Here is a 17,239-nt window from a genome sequence, read left to right as displayed (position 1 = left end):
TCTCACTTAGTTGTTATTTCAGGCTGAGGACTCTTTTGCGCCTTCAATCAATGACTGCTTCAGCAATTCAAGTGTGCCAATCGCCTCGCATAAACTGATTTCACCATCGTAATCATGGATGACGCTTTCCAGCCGCTCGTATAGCTCTTGAGTAATTGGGAATTTCTTCTCCTTACCCAAATTGATTACTCGGCTCACATCATGCTCCGGTGGTGAACAGGTCTAACGCTTCCTTCGATTTACGCACCGCTTCGATAGTGCGAGATGTGAAGTCTGGATTTGCACCGCCTGACTGGAAGTGAATTTTGAATAGCTCAAGCTTCAGCTCGTCAGTGCCAATGAACTGAAATGCTTCCTCTGCGGCTGCGTTCTGGTTCATGACCAGTTTGTAAATCTCTAGCTGGAATTTCTGTTCTTCAGTCATGGGAATAATCTCTGCCATTGTTGGCTCCGTTTATCCGTTAAAAGGGATATCAGTTAAGTTATCCCGTGTAGGGTATAAGCCATTATCAAAGCCACTCTGTAGGGAATGGCTTTTGTAATAACTACTGTTCGCTTAGCTTCTGCTTCAGCAAGTAACCTTCGAGCATCCAGATTTTGTTTACAGCATTTTGCCGGGCAATCTTCCGACCAATTTCTGCATCAAAGTTTTCCGGGCTTGCACAGGCACTCTCTCCGGTGACGGTGAAGCCATTCTTCAGCACCAGTACGCAGAAAGTGAGCAACTTCAATGGTGATAAATCACGATCGCCTTCTTCTGGTTTTTCCCTGCCACAATATTCGTTGCTGGAAATGGCACCATTTCGTCCATCATAAGCAGTAAAGTAATGCTCGCTTTTAATCACGTCTTCGATGTGCTGCGGGGTGATTCGCGGTGCCGTTTTGCCTTTCTCAACGATTTCTTTTTCGATTTGCTGGTCGTTCATAATTATGACCCTGTGGAGTGGTTGCTTGATTAGGATGTCTTTCCATCAGTCCGCCACCACAAAGAATCTTTTTTGCCATAAGGCAGGAGGTTCATCTTTCAGTGGCTGCCAGTGTTATTTCCCCACTTACTGGCTTGGGTTGCTTCGTGGTACTGCTGTTAATTAGTGAGTCCGGGGATTACGGTTTGCCCGTGCTGTTCAAGGCGTTCAATTCTCGCCAGTAGCTGAGGCTTCTTAATTTTTCCCCAGCGATTGAGCAGGCGACCTGACATGCTGGCAACATCCTTCTCTTTCATGTACTCCAGCATTACGGCATTTCTCTCTTCTTCAAATTGACGATGACCAACCTGAAGCATGGCGTACATCCAGTTGAATGCGTTGATGTAAGCAATTTTGATACGCATTGCTTCTTTTTTGGTGTAGGACATAACCAAAAGCATCAACCCATCCTTACGTAGCCGATAGAATTTTTGTGGCTTACCATTCTGTAACTCATTGTTTTTATAGCAAACCTCAAAATTGAGTTTTGTATCAAACTCTTCAGGACAAGCAGCGATAGTTCTTTCTACATCACGCACAACGTTGTCATGTCGCTTACGAAATACTTTCGCCACCATAAATGAATCGGTGACAGGGTCATTGTTGGTAATAAAAACCAGTTCTTTGAAATCAATGCCGTCAACGATAGTTGGATAATTCATCGGTAATTACCTTTTAGTGATGAACCTTGTCACACAGGATTCCGGCCCACAGAAAGGCACCGATAACCAAACCGGCATCCTCAAGGGTCATCCTGAAAGGCTCTGTGTTCATAAGTCGCGCGTGTGAAGCGCATTTACTGAGGACATAAAAAATCCCCGCTTCTGCGAGGCATTTTCCTGAAAGTCACTTGTTAAATTTCAGTGAAGTTAAAATTATTTTAAGCACTGAGTCCTGATGTACTCCTGCAGGTAGTTAACCTGCGCGGTTATCTTGTCGATTCCACTTCGGAGACGGTAATAATTGAGTTCAGCATCTGCTGTAAGTCTTGGGATTTCTCCATCGCCCATGCTGCTGGCTCCGGTCGTTGACTTTGCACAGGTGGCGGCGACTTGCAGGCGCTTACGCCCAGCAGAAACATCAGCACGGAGACTTTCGATAGTCGCGTTAGCATCAGCAAGCTCCTTTGTGTATCTGGCGTCGAGTTCTGCTACATCACGTTGACGCTTCTGCATGTCAGCGATGATGTACGTGGCTTTATCACGCTGCTCTTTGTAGGTCATGGCGTTAGCACGGTAATGATTAACAGCCCATAACAGGCAGACGATGATGCAGATAACCAGAGCGGAGATAATCGCGGTTAACCGACTCATGACATCAACACCCCAACGGCCAGAAACCACGGCCACGCATCGTTGCCATTCAATGCGAGCAACGCTGCCATGAAAAAGCAAATCATGCTCATTGTTGCCCCCACAAACAGACTTCACGCTCAATCTCACGACGGGTCATCAGCCCTTTCCATTGCTTACCGCCAGCGTATGTCCAGCGCCGTAGCTGATCACATGCGCCCTTGATATCGCCCTGGTTTATTTTGCGAAGAAGCGTCGATGTTCTGAAATTGCCTGTGCCCACGTTATAGACGAACGAGTAAAGAGCGCCGCGCGTTGTTTCCGGTATATCGACTTTGATGTACGGGTTAATTTGTCTGGAGACCGTGGCAAGGTCTTTATTCAGGAGGGCTTTGCATTCTGCTTCGGTATACGTTTTACCGAGCATGATGTCTTTTCCGGTGTGTCCGTGGCATACAGTCCATACACCAACAATATCTTTGTATGGTATGTAGCTGACACCTTCCAGACCATCGTTACCACTCGGTCCAGTGATTAACACAGATGCTATAGCAATAGCCCCGCCACTTATCGCCGCTATTACGCTATTTCGTAGTGCCGGTGACATTGCCATTCAATCTGTCCTCGCGCTCTTTGCGCTTGTAGTACCAGTTAATGCCAAATGTGCCGACAGTACAAAGAATACCAATGATGACAGCCCAGTCATTCAGGGAGAGAATGCCACCCATCGCAGTCAGTCCTCCGAAGCTGTAACTGAACCATTCTCTGATTTTGTCCATACGGTACATGCTCTACCCCTTCATTGAGGGGATTTGCTCTATTTAATTAGGAATAAGGTCGATTACTGATAGAACAAATCCAGGCTACTGTGTTTAGTAATCAGATTTGTTCGTGACCGATATGCACGGGCAAAACGGCATGAGGTTGCGCTAACAACCTCATGCCACCCGCTTTCACGAAGCCAGCCATTGAGCTGGTTTTCTTTTATGCAAAGCACACCGCACCGTAGCAACAGCGGATAAGGTGATTATTTTTGTCTGTCTGGTATTTGGTTTGATGTGCTTTCAGAAAGGTCGTGCTTAAAACGCAAAAAGCCCCGAGCTATTAACTCAGGGCTTTATTTAACGAGTGCATTTATCCATCGTTGAGTCAAATTTACCCAGCTTTATTCAAAAAGTCAATATCATGCCGTTAATATGTTGCCATCCGTGGCAATCATGCTGCTAACGTGTGACCGTATTCAAAATGTTGTCTGCGTTTGACTCTTCCTTGTGGCATTGCACCACCAGAGCGTCATACAGCGGCTTAACAGTGCGTGACCAGGTGGGTTGGGTAAGGTTTGGGATTAGCATCGTCACAGCGCGATATGCTGCGCTTGCTGGCATCCTTGAATAGCCGACGCCTTTGCATCTTCCGCACTCTTTCTCGACAACTCTCCCCCACTGCTCTGTTTTTGCTATATCAACCGCACGGCCTGTACCGTGGCAATCTCTGCACCTTGCTCCCGGCGTCGCGGCACTACGGCAATAATCCGCATAAGCGAATGTTGCGAGCACTTGCAGTACCTTTGCCTTAGTATTTCCTTCAAGCTTTGCCACGCCACGGTATTTCCCCGATACCTTGTGTGCAAATTGCATCAGATAGTTGATAGCCTTTTGTTTGTCGTTCTGGCTGAGTTCGTGCTTACCACAGAATGCAGCCATTCCGAATCCGGCTTGTGATTGCGCCATCCCCATAGCAGCCATCACATCAGTACCGGAAAGAGAGTCAGAAGCCGTAGCCCGTGGTGAGTCGCTCATCATCGGGCTTTTTGGCGAATGAAATTTAGCTACGCTTTCGAGTCTCATGCGCCTTCTCCCTGTACCTGAATCAATGTGAGGTTTCCGCAGAACACTGCGCCGGTATCTATATACATCTGGTTGGCAAACTTGAGTGGTTTCACTGCTGGCGTATGACCAAAGATGAACGTGTCCGCTCCTTTGATTTCTTTTACGATCCCGTCTTGTGAGTTGCTGATTCGTTCGCGGTTCCAGATTACCTGCTGATGATCAACTGGCTTTCCAAACTCGTATTCGTCACAAGGATAATCGGCGTGGCAGATGACATATTTTTTACCTTTGCTCACCAGTTCAATGATTAACGGAAGTTCATCTGCTTTATGGGCAAGAGCTTTAGCCAGAATTTCTTTGTCGTAATCGAGATTAAAGAACCAGCCACCGCCATTAAACAGCCAGTGATTGACGTTTCCACGCTCTGATAAGCCATCAATCATCATTTGCTCATGGTTTCCACGTACAGCTCGGAACCAGGGGAATGTGATTAATTCCAGACATTCGACGTTCTCTGTACCGCGATCGACCAAATCGCCAACCGAGATAAGCAGGTCTTTTTTGGTGTCGAATCCTATCGTCTCCAGTTTTTTCATCAGGTTCGTGTAGCATCCGTGCAGATCGCCAACTACCCAAATATTTCGGTATTTGCTGCCATCAATTCTTTCGTAATAGCGCATCTCTTTCACTCCATCCGCGATGAACCATAAGAACGTCGTTGACGATGGCGTGCATTTTCCCGTCTTTATCATCAACGTATTTTCTGACCGTGCCGCGACTACATTTCAGTCTGCGTGCTACTTCTGTCTGGTTTCCGTATGCTTCAACGAGCATGTCTGGAATGGTTTTTACTGAGAACGTCATGCGGCCTCACTTCTGCTATTTCGCAGGTCTTTGAGTTTCTGTTGGTACTCTGCCTTGATCGCCTTGCACTCTTCGATAGTCCAGCGATGGCGGTTATGGTTTGATTCGATTTCGTCTACTGCTTCCTGCCCGATGCGGCTAATCAGTTCGACGCGATACGGAACGAGATTTCCGCTTTTGTGCTGGTTGCACACCACGCATTGCTTGTGAATATTGCGTTCATCAAATCGGAGTTGAGGTGCCGCAGCAGTTGTCCGGTAATGTCCGGCATCCCACTGAGCAGACGTGATCGTTCCGCATGAGATACATGGTAAGTCGCGGTCTCTTTCTCTGATGAAGGCGTTTACGGCTTGTTGGGCTTGTTTAATCCAGTAACTGCGGGGCTTTAAGGCGAGTTTTCGAATCTTAAGTTTATCTTTCTGTTTCTGCTCCTCTCGTCGTCGTTTCTTCTCTGCTGCTTTTTCCGCTTTTTCGCGTTCTTTGCTTCGTCGTTCGAGTGCTATCTTTGTTCCACACTCTGGAGAACACCACCACTGATTAGCGAATGCAGGGTGAAACCATTCCCGACATTCTTCGTTTTTACATCGTCTTCGCGCTGGTTTAGCCATTATGGTTCGCTCCAGTAATTCTCAATTGCAGCAGCCATTCTCTGCATCCACTCTGCCAGCTTTAACGCGGCTTCTCTTTCAGAACCACATTTAGGGAAATCCTTCATTTCCATGCTGGCCTTATATGTTCTGAATGCAAGGTCTCCGGTAATAACCAGCTCCTGATCAAGCACCGAGCGTTTATTCCGGTGTTGAACGTAATAGACAGATTCAGTACGCATTTCTTCTCTGTCTTTTTTGAAGGAAATAAGCTCAGAGAAATCACTCATCGTCTTCTTCCTCGTACATTGAGCTATTCGGATCGCTCATCAGTTCTGCGCAGCAATCGGAGCACACGTGAACTTCCAGCACATGCAGTTTCTGACCGCAGTTAGCGCACGTTAAAGCTCGCTCGACGCTTTCTTTCTGGTATTGAAGGGATTGGGATGGGCTAAGCATTATTGGATTCTCTGCATCATGAGAAAGACAATCATGGCGGCGCGGAGGGGATTTTCATGTATAGCTCGCTTAGATTTACAGTAGGCCACACCACGTGCACCCCACTCGTCTTCATCGAGATTGATAATGCTAATCCTGTATTTTTCAATAATCGGCCATGCGTCTGCTGGGTTTGCGCATGGGTTAAAGGATCCGCGCTCAACCTCTACTTCAACTGCGTCTCCGTTTACAATGTCTCCCTCAAATGAGACAAACACCATATCGCCATTCTCACCTTCTTTGTAATCCGGTGATCCGTTATGAATGGCTTCGAATACCGCCACGTTAATTTCAAAATCACTTAACTGTGAATAATCCATTGTCATTTCCTCGCACGATGTCTTAGCCACCGGATATCCCACAGATGAGCCGTGTAATTGAAGGTTTTTACGTCAGATTCTTTTGGGATTGGCTTGCGTTTATTTCTGGAGCGTTTCGTTGGAAGGTATTTGCAGTTTTCACAGATTATGTCGGTGATACTTCGTCGCTGTCTCGCCACACGTCCTCCTTTTCCTGCGGTAGTGGTAACACCCCTGTTGGTGTTCTTTCACACCGGAGACACCATCGATTCCAGTAAGGTTGGTTTGGTCGGAAGCGGTTATCTTCTTTGCATTCACCGCACCGATAACATCGCATCATGCAGCCTCCCTCCCGAAGTCGAAATCAAGCTGCCCTCCAAATATTTCGCATGACTCAGAACAAGAGCCGGTATCGAATCTTTTAGCTCGTACCATGTCCTGATACAGGGCTTGATAATCATTTTCTGAATACATTTTCGCGATACCGTCCAGCGACATTCTTCCTCGGTACATAATCTCCTTTGGTGTTTCCCGATGTCCGTCACGCACATGCGATCCCGTGATGACCTCATTAAAAACACGCTGCAATCCCTCCTCATCTTTGCAGGCAAGTCCGATTTTTTGCGTTGATTTTTTAATGCAGAATATGCAGTTACCGAGATGTTCCGGTATTTGCAAATCGAATGGTTGTTGCTTCCACCATGCGAGGATATCTTCCTTCTCAAAGTCTGACAGTTCAGCAAGATATCTGATTCCAGGCTTTGGCTTTAGCCGCTTCGGTTCATCAGCTCTGATGCCAATCCACGTGGTGTAATTCCCTCGCCCGAAATGGTCATCACAGTATTTGGTGAAGGGAACGAGTTTTAATCTGTCAGTGCAGAACGCACCGCCGACGTATGGAGTGCCATATTTCTTTACCATATCGATAAATGGCTTCAGAACAGGCAGTCGCGTCTGAATATCCTTTGGTTCCCATACCGTATAACCATTTGGCTGCCCAAGCTCTGGGTTGATATCAACCTGCAATACGGTGAGCGGTATATCCCAGAACTTCACAACTTCCCTGACAAACCGATATGTCATTGGATGTTCACAACCTGTATCCATGAAAACGTAATGCACGTCTTCACCTGCCCGTCGCTTTTGCTCCATTAGCCAGAGCAAATATGCTGACGTCCTGCCACCGGAGAAACTAACGACATTTATCATGCAGCCCTGTCTCCCCATCTCGCTTTCCACTCCAGAGCCAGTCTCGCTTCGTCTGACCACTTAACGCCACGCTCTGTACCGAATGCCTGTATAAGCTCTAATAGCTCCGCAAATTCGCCTACACGCATCCTGCTGGTTGACTGGCCTATTACCACAAAGCCATTCCCGGCAAGGTTAGGAACAACATCCTGCTGCTTTAATGCTGCGGTAAACACACACTTCCAGCTTTCTGCATCCAGCCAGCGACCATGCCATTCAACCTGACGAGAGACGTCACCTAAGCAGGCCCATAGCTTCCTGTTTTGGTCTAAGCTGCGGTTGCGTTCCTGAATGGTTACTACGATTGGTTTGGTTGGGTCTGGAAGGATTTGCTGTACTGCGTGAATAGCGTTTTGCTGATGTGCAGGAGATCGAATTTCAAAGGTTAGTTTTTTCATGACTTCCCTCTCCCCCAAATAAAAAGGCCTGCGATTACCAGCAGGCCTGTTATTAGCTCAGTGATGTAGATGGTCATCAGAATCCTCCTTTCTTCTTGGACTGCGGTTCCTCACGTTCACGGCGGCGCATTTCAGCAGACTGTTGGTCTGTGTCATAAATAGCGCCATTTGCCTGAATGCAATACACCGTGCCGGTATTGCCATGACGATTGAGACGAAGGATTAGTTCGGTTTCACCAGGTGGAACACTGTCATCAAAAGCACCTTCACGATGGATCCCCACCCAATAATCGCAATCCTGTTCAATCTGCCCTGTATCTCGTGAGTCACTTGGTAATGGGCGTTTATTGGTTCGGCTTTCCAGTGCGCGGTTAAGCTGTGTCAGAAGCACAACAACGCAATCAAGCTCTTTGGCAAGGTTCTTCAGTCCTTTGGTGATCATGCCGTAAGCAAGGTCGTTGCGATCAGCCTTCTCTGCGGTCATTAGTGTCAGGTAATCGACCAGAATCATGCCAACACATCCTTTTTCTCGCTTGATTCGACGGCTTTCGCTGACGATTTGAGCCAGAGATAATCCCGGCGTGTCGTCGATGTAAAGCAGGTCGATTTCACTCAAGCGATTGGCTGTTTCGATCGCCCTGTTGAAGTCACCATCGTAATCACCCTGATAGCCGTCATCAGCGTCATTTGTCGCCGGAAGGTAAAAAATATTCGGGTTAACACCTGACTTCTGTCCTACCAGTTTTTCCAGTATCTGGTCACCTGGCATTTCAAGGCTGAACATCAGAGCGGGCTTTTTCTCATGCACTGCGCAGTTGATTGCCATCTGGCTGTATAGCGTCGTTTTCCCCATCTTAGGGCGAGCGCCAATGACAAACAGAGAGCCTTTCACCAGACCTTTCGGTGACAGCATCCTGTCCAGCGATGGGATCCCTGTGCTCATTCCTCGTTGTTCGCCTGACGGGTCAAATCGCTTCTCAAGGTCGCTAACCCAGTCTTCCATGACCTCACCAAATGAGCGAAGGCCGCGACGCGATCCGGTTTTTGCATGGTCTGTCAGTTGCGTGAAAATCGCCTGAATAGCTTCGTACTTCTGCGTCGCAGTCATTCCGTTGCGGGAATAGAGCAATTCCGTCGCTTCAGTCATGCGGTTGATGGCGTAGCGTTCCATTGCGGTTTCGCGAACCTGCATTGCATAGGCAACGATGTTTGCGGCGCTTGGCGTGTTCTTTGCGATCTCAGCGATATAAGCAAAACCGCCAACAGACGCCGTTAACGATTTACGCTCCAGTTCATCGAAAAGCGTCAGGCCATCTACTGGCTTTTGCTCCCGGTGCATTCTGGTTATTTCTTCGAAAATGATTTTGTGTGGTCGGCTGTAAAATGAATCAGGCTTCAGCATCGCCAGAACTTTCTGGACGCGCTCACTGCTGTCATCATCCAGAAGCAATCCACCAATCACCGCCTGCTCTGCCTCGATGCTATGGGGCGGCGCATAAAAATTATCGGTCATCGTGTTCACCCTCACGAACTTTCAGGTAGGTATTGTCGTTAAGCAGGAAATCAAATCCCTTTTTGTGCCAGACGGTTCCGCGTTGATGGTTTGGGCGTTCTTCGAACATCCATCGGCAATTTTCGCCTACGTAGCTCAAATAATTTCTCCAGTCCTGCATCGTGAACCCATGCCCGTCAAGCTGGCGGGTTATCACTCCGGCTTTGCGCCAGAACGTTCGGATCTGGTTTTTACGCTTGTCATTCAGTGCGCGGATTCTTGGCGCTTCAGGAAGGATTTCGTGGTAAGCATCGACAACATCCTGACAGCTAACGGAAGGTTTTTTCTTGTCAGACTTTTTGTCTGCTGTGGCACTCTCTAATACGTCAGTATTAGAGATAATATTATTATATTCTTTATCTGTGGTAATTTGCTGGTAATCTGCTGGTACAAAATTTGACTGATAATCGTCATATTTCTCTACCGAGAAAACTGAGAATTTACCGTGTGAAACCCAGTCAATCATGCCGAGTTTTTTGAACTTTCTAAGCAGGTACTGAACGCGATCTGGTTTGAGTCCTGTTTCAAACGCCAGAGAGTTTCTACCGCCAAGTAGCTTTCCTCTTCCTACCAGAATTTCTCCTGCGTCAGTCATTACATACTCAGGCGTATGCTTTGCTTTGAGGATTAAGTGAACCCACAGATGCGCTGCTTCTGCATCCTTGTAAAACGGCACATCCATAATTTTACGGTGCAGCAAGGCATACCCCTTACCGCTGCTTTGATGCGGTTGTTGGAGCCTTCTGGCCTCTCTGGCTTCGGCTAGATTAGATATGTTACTCATGACCTTTCTCCTTCTGCATCAGCTTCACTTTTTCCAACTCAGCCCTGAATCGACCAGGCTGCTTGAAGCTGGACAGGAAGCGATCACGTAGTATGTGTTTGTGAATTTTGTCCTGGTAAGGACTGAGTTGTTTTGTCATAATGACTCCTGTGGATTGATCCAGTAATGACCTCAGAACTCCATCTGGATTTGTTCAGAACGCTCGGTTGCCGCCGGGCGTTTTTTATTGGTGAGAATCGAAGCAACTTGTCGTGCCAATCGAGCCATGTCGTCGTCGACGACACCCCATTCAAGAACAGCAAGCAGCATTGAGAACTTTGGAATCCAATCCCTCTTCCACCTGCTGATCTGCGACTTATCAACTCCCACAGCTTCCGCTGTCTTCTCAGTTCCAAGCATTGCGATTTTGTTAAGCAACGCACTCTCGATTCGTAGAGCCTCGTTGCGTTTGTTTGCACGAACCATATGTAAGTATTTCCTTAGATAACAATTAATTGAATGTATGCAAATAAATGCATACACCATAGGTGTGGTTTAATTTGATGCCCTTTTTCAGGGCTGGGATGTGTAAGAGCGGGAATGTCTTAAGCGGCTTTACCGCGTTTAGTTCCGTACTGTAACCAAACCGGATCACAGTTAAGCGCCATAGCAATCTCAAACAAGAAGCGCGGCCGCTTAGTTACTCCAGCTTCAATCAGTTGAATTGATTGCTGTTTAACACCGGCTTTGGTTGCCAGTTCGGTTTGCGTCATTTTTAACGCAATTCGCCTCTTCTTGAGGCGTTCAGAAAGAGTTTGCATATCGCCTCCATCAACAAACTTTCTTGTATTTTCATACAATGTATCTTGTTTGTCAAATACAGTTTTTCTTGTGAAGATTGGGGGGGGTAAATAACAGAGGTGGCTTATGAGTATTTCTTCCAGGGTAAAAAGCAAAAGAATTCAGCTTGGACTTAACCAGGCTGAACTTGCTCAAAAGGTGGGGACTACCCAGCAGTCTATAGAGCAGCTCGAAAACGGTAAAACTAAGCGACCACGCTTTTTACCAGAACTTGCGTCAGCTCTTGGCGTAAGTGTTGACTGGCTGCTCAATGGCACCTCTGATTCGAATGTTAGATTTGTTGGGCACGTTGAGCCCAAAGGGAAATATCCATTGATTAGCATGGTTAGAGCTGGTTCGTGGTGTGAAGCTTGTGAACCCTACGATATCAAGGACATTGATGAATGGTATGACAGTGACGTTAACTTATTAGGCGATGGATTCTGGCTGAAGGTTGAAGGTGATTCCATGACCTCACCTGTAGGTCAAAGCATCCCTGAAGGTCATATGGTGTTAGTAGATACTGGACGCGAGCCAGTGAATGGAAGCCTTGTTGTAGCCAAACTGACTGACGCGAACGAAGCAACATTCAAGAAACTGGTTATAGATGGCGGTCAGAAGTACCTGAAAGGCCTGAATCCTTCATGGCCTATGACTCCTATCAACGGGAACTGCAAGATTATCGGTGTTGTCGTGGAAGCGAGGGTAAAATTCGTATGATCAGGATTGCGGCGCTACTCTCAATACTCTTAACTACCAGCGCCAATTCTGAATGCTGGATTGTCACAAACCTGCACGGGTACGGGGCAATGAATGGCGATCGTTACGAGTTTACAAAAGACAGCACGGAAGATTCCGTTTTCCACGTAACAATAAATGGCGATAAATCATCAGTTTATGAATCAGTTTCTGGTGTCTATCCAGAGATGAAATACACTACTTTGTCATCGAACACTATGGTAGGAGAATACCAGTCTGGAGGAGGAATAACCGTTGAAACCTGGTCAATCACTACTGACAAAAAAGCTCTTTACTCCAAAGTAATGAACATCCCAGGCATGCAACAACTTACATCAACCAAATCCTTTGTTGGTGATGTAGTCGGAACCTGCAACCAGTAATCCTCACCTCGATTTCGACAGCCAAAAAACAAACTATTTTCCGTTTAAAAACAATGGAGTTTGTTTTTCACGCCCATTTTTACAATATTTCTTGTTTACAATATACAATCTTTCTTGTAATTTTAAGCCATCAGCAGGACGCACTAACCACCATGAAGGTGATGCTCTTAAAAATTAAGCCCTGAAGAAGGGCAGCATTCAAAGCAGAAGGCTTTGGTGTGTGTGTGATACGAAACGAAGCATTGGCCGGAAGTGCGAATCCGGATTAGCTGCCAATGTGCCATTGCGGGGTGTTTTCGTTCAGGACTACGACTCCCACACACAACCAAAGCTAACTGACAGGAGAATCCAGATGGATGCACAAACACGCCGCCGCGAACGTCGCGCAGAGAAACAGGCTCAATGGAAAGCAGCAAATCCCCTGTTGGTTGGGGTAAGCGCAAAACCAGTTAACCGCCCTATTCTCTCGCTGAATCGCAAACCGAAATCACGAGTAGAAAGCGCACTGAATCCGATAGACCTTACAGTGCTGGCTGAATACCACGAACAGATTGAAAGCAACCTGCAACGTATTGAGCGCAAGAATCAGCGCACATGGTACAGCAAGCCACGCAGTGAAATGGGTGTGACTTGCTCAGGCCGCCAGAAGCAACGCGGAAAATCAATTCCAGCTTATTACGATTGAGGTGAGATATGGAAGAACAAGCAAACAAGATTCTCGTAGAACTACTGCAAAAAGCCAGCAATGGAATAGATGCGGCTGTTTCATTTAGCCAAGTACAGATTCCTGATGTCATACATCAGCTTTTGATGTGGCACGCCGTATCATCAGCTGGGATTCAGGCTCTCTGTGTATTGGTGATTATAGCATGTGTTTATCTGATGATTTTTGCATGGAATAAAGGAGATGATGCGGATGTCGTTATTTTATCGCTACTTGTCACATCAGGAATAGCGATTACTTCTATTGTTGTTTTCTTCAATTATTTCGACTGGTTGAAAATTTGGCTAGCTCCAAAGCTTTACCTTATCGAATATGCAGCATCATTGGTTAAGTAATTTTAGGCCGCATAGTCGGCCTTTATTTTTGGCATAAACAACAGAATAAACACTGCACTGTGTATTCATTCCAACGAGTGAATACACGGAGCAATGTCGCTCGTAACTAAACAGGAGCCGACTTGTTCTGATTATTGGAAATCTTCTTTGCCCTCAGATTGAGGGCAATTTTTTTGACGGAGGAAATATGAAATTACGTGTCTGGCATATCCCGCAAGTACCTATGAAGCCGTTCATTGTAGAAGTGGCAAGTGTTGAAGAGGGTGTTCGCCTGATGGATGCACTGGCTGATTATGACGCCTTTCAGTATGACAACAACATCAAGCCTGACTACTGCAATGCTAACGGCCTTGAGATGTGGGATGAGAGCCTTACCGATGAAGATTTATCAGAAATGGGGCTTACTGATCGCTGGGTGGATTGGTACAGCGAATGCCAATGTTACGACGACCCACGTAAATATCTCGAAAGCCTGAAAGAAGAAACATCAGCCGCCTAAGCGCGGCTTTACCGCATACCAATAACGCTTCACTCGAGGCGTTTTCGTTATGCAATCAAACAGAAGGAGCATCCTATGCAACAGTTCGCTATTGCAGGGGCGGCATCGGTTCGCCCTTTCAACCCGATTTTATCGGTACAGCATTCACGAAAAAACATTTTAACCGGAGCAGACTTTAAACAACCAAGAATGAAAAGCTTGCTCGAAAAGCTTTGGGATATTTTGAAACAACAAGGCCGTCCATGAGTTTTACAGATAACTGGTCAGACGAAGAATTCATTCGTCAGATGAACAAAATGCTCAATCAGCACAAAGAACAGGAGAAAGATGATGATTCTGACTCTGAATGATAAGCGTGAAATATCGCAAATAATCGCAAGTTTTACTGATGAAGATTACGAACGAATCAACAGTGAAGTTGATCGCCTCTGCAAACGTTGCGACCCAATAAGCGAAATGCTTCGCTCATATAAACCAGATGAACACACTAAGGACGCTATCGACTGGCTGGAAGATGATGACTGTAACTATCAGGAAAAAGCCGCTGAATGGTTCTGGGATGCAATAACCGAAAGAGTTAAGGCTGAATATGCCTTCGCAATATTCAAACGCAGACACATTTTTGGAGAAGCAGCATGAGCAATATCGTTGAATTCGTTAAACAGCAAGAGCAGTTATTCTGCGGAGCATTGACTGAACAGACGGTGACATGGGCTAAGGAAAGCCAGTTTGCAATTCAGTATTTCCAGAAAAATGATTACCTGGCTAAAACAGCACTGGCAAATCCAACCAGCGCACAGAACGCCATCATCAATGTTGCGGCGATCGGCATCACCTTAAACCCGGCCAGCAAACTGGCTTATCTGGTTCCGCGCGACGGCATGGTTTGCCTTGATATCAGCTATATGGGATTACTTCACCTTGCACAGTCGACAGGATCAATTAAGTGGGGGCAATGCAAACTGGTGTACTCAAACGACACCTATGAATCAAACGGCCTTGATTCAGCACCAACCCACAAATACAACGCATTTGGTGAGCGAGGCTCTATTGTTGGTGGTTATTGTACGGTTAAAACAGCAGATGGTGACTACCTCACTGAAGAAATGAGTCTGGCAGAAATTAAAGCTGTGGAAGCAACGAGCAAGGCAAAGAATGGACCGTGGAAGACATTCTGGGAAGAGATGGCGCGTAAAACAATAGTTAAACGCGCCAGCAAATACTGGCCTAAAGCCCAGCGACTGGATAATGCCATTCACCTACTTAACGAAGATGAAGGTATGCATCAGGAACCAGTTATGCCGCACAAATCAGAGGAAGATATCCGCGAAGATGAACGGATACGCCAGCAGGAAATAACGGATAAAGCACAACTTCTTTGTGATGAAATGGCTCAGGCAGAAAACATGGATGATTTGAAGCGATATTTTGCAGAAGCATATCGCCTGACATCTGGAATGAAATTGCAGCAGAACGTACAAGCCATTTACATAGAATGCAAAGCGAAACTGGAGGTTGCCAGTGAGCAAACTGTATGAAATTGCCAATGAATACGCAAAATTGATGGATTCAGATTTAGAACCAGAGATGATTGCTGACACAATAGAAGGCATGGAAGGAGAATTTACCGATAAAATAGAGCAACTTCTTGCCATTATTAAAAATGAGTCTGGTTATGCTGAACGCCTCAAGGAAGAGGCAAAGTCACTGAATGAACGAGCAGCAGTAATTCAAAATAAGATTGATAGCATTATGGCGTATATAGCGTCATCGCTTGAAATGGTTGGCAAGAAAAAGATTCGAGCAGGTATTCACCAGGTAACAATCCGCAAACCGTCAGAAACTGTAGAAATCATCGACTCAAGCGCCCTTCCTCCTGAATACGTTGAGTTTGAAACGACAATTAAAGCCGACAAACTGGCAATCAAACACCAACTAAAAGCAGGAATAAATATCCCCGGCGCTCAACTCAAAGTTGGGAAACCTTCACTTCTTATCAAATAACGGTATCGACTATGAAAAAGACTCCATGGGAGAAATGGGAAGTCGATTTCTTGCGCGAGGTAGCGGCGACAATGCCAGTTGAAGTTATCGCTGAAAAACTGGAAAGGACTGAAAAAGCAGTAATGGCGAAAGCAACAAGGATTGGCGCTGACATTGTTAGCCGACTTCGTGGAAGACGATGGACAAGAGCCGAAGTATCACTTTTCGGTAAGTTCTCCGCAGAAGAAATAGCAATTGCAACCTGCCGCTCAATTTATTCAGTGAGAGCTATGCGATACAAGCTAAAAAAACTCGATGAAGAGAGAACAGGCATACAAATAAATTAACAAAGAGGAATTTACCATGAGAGGGCTTGCATACAATCCCGGCATTCTTCCGGCAGAAATGATTATTCGCCAACGCGTAAAGCCAATGCCATCGAGAGAGGAATTACTTAAGCGAAACTCGTTTCCATCAGTGAATCAAAACAAATATCTGAATGCGATGTGGCGGAGTGGGAAGAAATGAAACAAGTGTCACTAATTGAGATGGATGGTTTTCTGAAAGGTAAATGCATCCCACGAGATTTAAAGGTTAACGAAACAAACGCTGAATATCTTGTCCGTAAGTTCGGTGAACTTGAATCAAAACTGGAAACGGCGTTGCGGGAGTGTCGTTCTGCTGGAATCACGATTGATAACCTTGAGGCTAAATGCGCGAAGATGGCTGCTGAAAATGCCTCGCTTAAGCAATCTGAGAAGGAATTTAATGACTTTTGTCGTGAGGAGTTTAGCGAATGGGAAGATGATGTTACTGAAATCCCAGCCACCGACGCTTTCCTGGCGGATGTGCGGGCGCAGGGTGTGGAGATGTTTGCTGAGTGTGCATACACACTTGAACATCATGATCACGCAGTAGCCTTCGCCGCTGAGCTTCGCAAAGGAGGCAACCAGTGAGCGAAATTAATTACCAGGCACTGCGTGAGGCGACAGAACGTGCAACTTCAGCAATGGAACACCTGTTAATGTTGCCAGTTGATGATGATTTGTTAAGTGAACAGGAACTTAAAGATTACGGTGTGGATATTGATGCGCTCAACGCCTTCAAATTTCTGACCGGACCAGAAACCGTGCTGGCACTGCTGGATGAGCGGGAAAGAAACCTGCAATACATCAAAAGCCGCGATCAGGAGAACGAGGATATTGCTCTTACGGTTGGGAAGCTGCGTGTTGAGCTTGAGGAGACAAAATCAAAACTCAACGAGCAGCGTGAGTATTACGAGGGAGTAATCGCGGATGGAAGTAAGCGCATAGCAGAGTTAGAAAGTGGTTCTCAGGCACAAAAGTTAGTTGAAGCAATCATTGTTGCGATAGAAAACGAACAGGAACGTCTTTTTGATGAAGATTACCTAATGGATTCGAAAGAATGCATTGACGTAATTC

At 46.2% G+C, this 17,239-nt stretch carries 35 protein-coding genes and 1 pseudogene; 13 read left to right on the top strand and 23 right to left on the bottom strand.

Going from position 1 to position 17,239, the window contains the following annotated elements; genetic code table 11:
- Positions 1 to 18: 18 nt before the first annotated feature.
- The 23 genes from C1192_RS23780 to C1192_RS23665 form a co-directional block, all read right to left on the bottom strand.
- The gene (locus C1192_RS23780) at positions 19 to 198 is read right to left on the bottom strand and encodes a hypothetical protein (protein WP_000091987.1); all 180 of its coding nucleotides are present in this window, start codon (positions 196 to 198) and stop codon (positions 19 to 21) included.
- Position 199: 1 nt separating this feature from the next.
- On the bottom strand, positions 200 to 442 hold the full coding sequence (locus C1192_RS23775) for a DUF2560 family protein (RefSeq protein WP_038355536.1): 243 nt from the start codon (positions 440 to 442) through the stop codon (positions 200 to 202).
- A 103-nt stretch (positions 443 to 545) separates the two neighbouring features.
- Positions 546 to 926, bottom strand: a complete 381-nt coding sequence (locus C1192_RS23770; protein ID WP_000999674.1) for a Gp49 family protein — start codon at positions 924 to 926, stop codon at positions 546 to 548.
- Positions 927 to 1,084: 158 nt separating this feature from the next.
- The gene (locus C1192_RS23765; protein ID WP_038355537.1) at positions 1,085 to 1,627 is read right to left on the bottom strand and encodes a Rha family transcriptional regulator; all 543 of its coding nucleotides are present in this window, start codon (positions 1,625 to 1,627) and stop codon (positions 1,085 to 1,087) included.
- 213 nt (positions 1,628 to 1,840) lie between these two features.
- Complete coding sequence (locus tag C1192_RS23760) at positions 1,841 to 2,278, bottom strand: lysis protein (protein WP_038355538.1); 438 nt, start codon at positions 2,276 to 2,278, stop codon at positions 1,841 to 1,843.
- 88 nt (positions 2,279 to 2,366) lie between these two features.
- Positions 2,367 to 2,864: a lysozyme RrrD gene (gene rrrD, locus C1192_RS23755; protein ID WP_038355561.1), complete on the bottom strand. Its 498-nt coding sequence runs from the start codon at positions 2,862 to 2,864 to the stop codon at positions 2,367 to 2,369.
- Positions 2,842 to 3,036, bottom strand: a complete 195-nt coding sequence (locus C1192_RS23750) for a phage holin family protein (protein ID WP_001360173.1) — start codon at positions 3,034 to 3,036, stop codon at positions 2,842 to 2,844. Before C1192_RS23750 ends, rrrD begins: the two co-directional genes overlap by 23 nt.
- Positions 3,037 to 3,480: 444 nt before the next feature.
- On the bottom strand, positions 3,481 to 4,104 hold the full coding sequence (locus C1192_RS23740) for an antitermination protein (protein ID WP_038355539.1): 624 nt from the start codon (positions 4,102 to 4,104) through the stop codon (positions 3,481 to 3,483).
- Positions 4,101 to 4,766, bottom strand: coding sequence for a serine/threonine protein phosphatase (locus tag C1192_RS23735; protein WP_038355540.1), 666 nt, complete (start codon positions 4,764 to 4,766; stop codon positions 4,101 to 4,103). The genes C1192_RS23740 and C1192_RS23735 overlap by 4 nt, the downstream gene beginning before the upstream one ends.
- Positions 4,744 to 4,950, bottom strand: a complete 207-nt coding sequence (locus tag C1192_RS23730) for a phage NinH family protein (protein ID WP_000144614.1) — start codon at positions 4,948 to 4,950, stop codon at positions 4,744 to 4,746. The genes C1192_RS23735 and C1192_RS23730 overlap by 23 nt, the downstream gene beginning before the upstream one ends.
- Positions 4,947 to 5,558, bottom strand: a complete 612-nt coding sequence (locus tag C1192_RS23725; RefSeq protein WP_038355541.1) for a recombination protein NinG — start codon at positions 5,556 to 5,558, stop codon at positions 4,947 to 4,949. The genes C1192_RS23730 and C1192_RS23725 overlap by 4 nt, the downstream gene beginning before the upstream one ends.
- Entirely contained in the window at positions 5,558 to 5,827 is a 270-nt protein-coding gene (locus tag C1192_RS23720; protein WP_001279421.1) for a hypothetical protein, read from the bottom strand. The genes C1192_RS23725 and C1192_RS23720 overlap by 1 nt, the downstream gene beginning before the upstream one ends.
- Positions 5,820 to 5,996: a protein NinF gene (locus tag C1192_RS23715; protein ID WP_000950973.1), complete on the bottom strand. Its 177-nt coding sequence runs from the start codon at positions 5,994 to 5,996 to the stop codon at positions 5,820 to 5,822. Before C1192_RS23715 ends, C1192_RS23720 begins: the two co-directional genes overlap by 8 nt.
- Entirely contained in the window at positions 5,996 to 6,355 is a 360-nt protein-coding gene (locus tag C1192_RS23710; RefSeq protein ID WP_000386657.1) for a phage protein NinX family protein, read from the bottom strand. Before C1192_RS23710 ends, C1192_RS23715 begins: the two co-directional genes overlap by 1 nt.
- 2 nt (positions 6,356 to 6,357) lie before the next feature.
- Positions 6,358 to 6,534 carry a NinE family protein gene (locus C1192_RS23705; protein WP_000113772.1) on the bottom strand — a complete coding sequence of 59 codons (177 nt, stop codon included), beginning with the start codon at positions 6,532 to 6,534 and terminating at the stop codon, positions 6,358 to 6,360.
- A complete protein-coding gene (gene ninD, locus C1192_RS23700; protein WP_223368622.1) occupies positions 6,501 to 6,671 on the bottom strand; it encodes a protein NinD in 171 nt (56 codons plus the stop codon). The genes C1192_RS23705 and ninD overlap by 34 nt, the downstream gene beginning before the upstream one ends.
- Positions 6,671 to 7,543, bottom strand: coding sequence for a phosphoadenosine phosphosulfate reductase domain-containing protein (locus tag C1192_RS23695; protein ID WP_038355542.1), 873 nt, complete (start codon positions 7,541 to 7,543; stop codon positions 6,671 to 6,673). The genes ninD and C1192_RS23695 overlap by 1 nt, the downstream gene beginning before the upstream one ends.
- The gene (locus C1192_RS23690; RefSeq protein ID WP_000736903.1) at positions 7,540 to 7,980 is read right to left on the bottom strand and encodes a recombination protein NinB; all 441 of its coding nucleotides are present in this window, start codon (positions 7,978 to 7,980) and stop codon (positions 7,540 to 7,542) included. Before C1192_RS23690 ends, C1192_RS23695 begins: the two co-directional genes overlap by 4 nt.
- Positions 7,981 to 8,056: 76 nt before the next feature.
- Positions 8,057 to 9,493, bottom strand: a complete 1,437-nt coding sequence (locus C1192_RS23685; RefSeq protein ID WP_000131484.1) for a DnaB-like helicase C-terminal domain-containing protein — start codon at positions 9,491 to 9,493, stop codon at positions 8,057 to 8,059.
- Positions 9,483 to 10,316, bottom strand: a complete 834-nt coding sequence (locus C1192_RS23680) for a hypothetical protein (RefSeq protein ID WP_038355543.1) — start codon at positions 10,314 to 10,316, stop codon at positions 9,483 to 9,485. Before C1192_RS23680 ends, C1192_RS23685 begins: the two co-directional genes overlap by 11 nt.
- Positions 10,309 to 10,455, bottom strand: coding sequence for a DUF2740 family protein (locus C1192_RS23675; RefSeq protein ID WP_000166207.1), 147 nt, complete (start codon positions 10,453 to 10,455; stop codon positions 10,309 to 10,311). Before C1192_RS23675 ends, C1192_RS23680 begins: the two co-directional genes overlap by 8 nt.
- Positions 10,456 to 10,487: 32 nt before the next feature.
- Positions 10,488 to 10,781, bottom strand: coding sequence for a CII family transcriptional regulator (locus tag C1192_RS23670; protein ID WP_000251073.1), 294 nt, complete (start codon positions 10,779 to 10,781; stop codon positions 10,488 to 10,490).
- A gap of 119 nt (positions 10,782 to 10,900) precedes the next feature.
- Positions 10,901 to 11,116: a helix-turn-helix domain-containing protein gene (locus C1192_RS23665; RefSeq protein ID WP_001194218.1), complete on the bottom strand. Its 216-nt coding sequence runs from the start codon at positions 11,114 to 11,116 to the stop codon at positions 10,901 to 10,903.
- 106 nt (positions 11,117 to 11,222) lie between these two features.
- On the opposite strand from C1192_RS23665, the gene C1192_RS23660 reads away from it, so the two are divergent.
- From C1192_RS23660 to C1192_RS26135, 13 genes and pseudogenes are all read left to right on the top strand, one after another.
- Positions 11,223 to 11,855 carry a LexA family protein gene (locus tag C1192_RS23660; RefSeq protein WP_000028392.1) on the top strand — a complete coding sequence of 211 codons (633 nt, stop codon included), beginning with the start codon at positions 11,223 to 11,225 and terminating at the stop codon, positions 11,853 to 11,855.
- Between the two features lie 89 nt (positions 11,856 to 11,944).
- Entirely contained in the window at positions 11,945 to 12,256 is a 312-nt protein-coding gene (locus C1192_RS23655; protein WP_241482968.1) for a hypothetical protein, read from the top strand.
- A gap of 352 nt (positions 12,257 to 12,608) precedes the next feature.
- A complete protein-coding gene (locus tag C1192_RS26235; protein ID WP_023146901.1) occupies positions 12,609 to 12,941 on the top strand; it encodes an antitermination protein N in 333 nt (110 codons plus the stop codon).
- Positions 12,942 to 12,949: 8 nt separating this feature from the next.
- Positions 12,950 to 13,315: a hypothetical protein gene (locus tag C1192_RS23645; protein WP_038355545.1), complete on the top strand. Its 366-nt coding sequence runs from the start codon at positions 12,950 to 12,952 to the stop codon at positions 13,313 to 13,315.
- A gap of 187 nt (positions 13,316 to 13,502) precedes the next feature.
- Positions 13,503 to 13,814, top strand: a complete 312-nt coding sequence (locus tag C1192_RS23640) for a superinfection exclusion protein (RefSeq protein ID WP_000776961.1) — start codon at positions 13,503 to 13,505, stop codon at positions 13,812 to 13,814.
- Positions 13,815 to 13,889: 75 nt separating this feature from the next.
- Positions 13,890 to 14,060, top strand: coding sequence for a hypothetical protein (locus C1192_RS25365; RefSeq protein ID WP_001183771.1), 171 nt, complete (start codon positions 13,890 to 13,892; stop codon positions 14,058 to 14,060).
- Positions 14,061 to 14,144: 84 nt separating this feature from the next.
- Entirely contained in the window at positions 14,145 to 14,453 is a 309-nt protein-coding gene (locus C1192_RS23635) for a hypothetical protein (RefSeq protein WP_000604110.1), read from the top strand.
- Positions 14,450 to 15,352 (top strand): RecT family recombinase, encoded by a 903-nt coding sequence (locus tag C1192_RS23630; protein ID WP_038355546.1) that lies wholly within the window; start codon positions 14,450 to 14,452, stop codon positions 15,350 to 15,352. The genes C1192_RS23635 and C1192_RS23630 overlap by 4 nt, the downstream gene beginning before the upstream one ends.
- Positions 15,336 to 15,818, top strand: a complete 483-nt coding sequence (locus C1192_RS23625) for a siphovirus Gp157 family protein (RefSeq protein WP_000041322.1) — start codon at positions 15,336 to 15,338, stop codon at positions 15,816 to 15,818. The genes C1192_RS23630 and C1192_RS23625 overlap by 17 nt, the downstream gene beginning before the upstream one ends.
- 11 nt (positions 15,819 to 15,829) lie before the next feature.
- Positions 15,830 to 16,144 carry a hypothetical protein gene (locus C1192_RS23620; RefSeq protein WP_000753556.1) on the top strand — a complete coding sequence of 105 codons (315 nt, stop codon included), beginning with the start codon at positions 15,830 to 15,832 and terminating at the stop codon, positions 16,142 to 16,144.
- A gap of 16 nt (positions 16,145 to 16,160) precedes the next feature.
- Positions 16,161 to 16,325: a DUF2737 family protein gene (locus tag C1192_RS23615; RefSeq protein WP_001214456.1), complete on the top strand. Its 165-nt coding sequence runs from the start codon at positions 16,161 to 16,163 to the stop codon at positions 16,323 to 16,325.
- Positions 16,322 to 16,753, top strand: a complete 432-nt coding sequence (locus C1192_RS23610) for a YfdS family phage-associated protein (RefSeq protein ID WP_038355547.1) — start codon at positions 16,322 to 16,324, stop codon at positions 16,751 to 16,753. The genes C1192_RS23615 and C1192_RS23610 overlap by 4 nt, the downstream gene beginning before the upstream one ends.
- Before the next feature lie 29 nt (positions 16,754 to 16,782).
- Positions 16,783 to 17,121 (top strand): annotated as a pseudogene (locus tag C1192_RS26135) (ead/Ea22-like family protein); the annotation flags it as partial.
- Positions 17,122 to 17,239: the final 118 nt, after the last annotated feature.

Origin of the sequence: Escherichia marmotae (assembly GCF_002900365.1) — a bacterium.
Lineage (GTDB): Bacteria > Pseudomonadota > Gammaproteobacteria > Enterobacterales > Enterobacteriaceae > Escherichia > Escherichia marmotae.
Note: the sequence above shows the minus strand (reverse complement) of the source record. Positions and strands in the feature narration are given on the sequence as shown.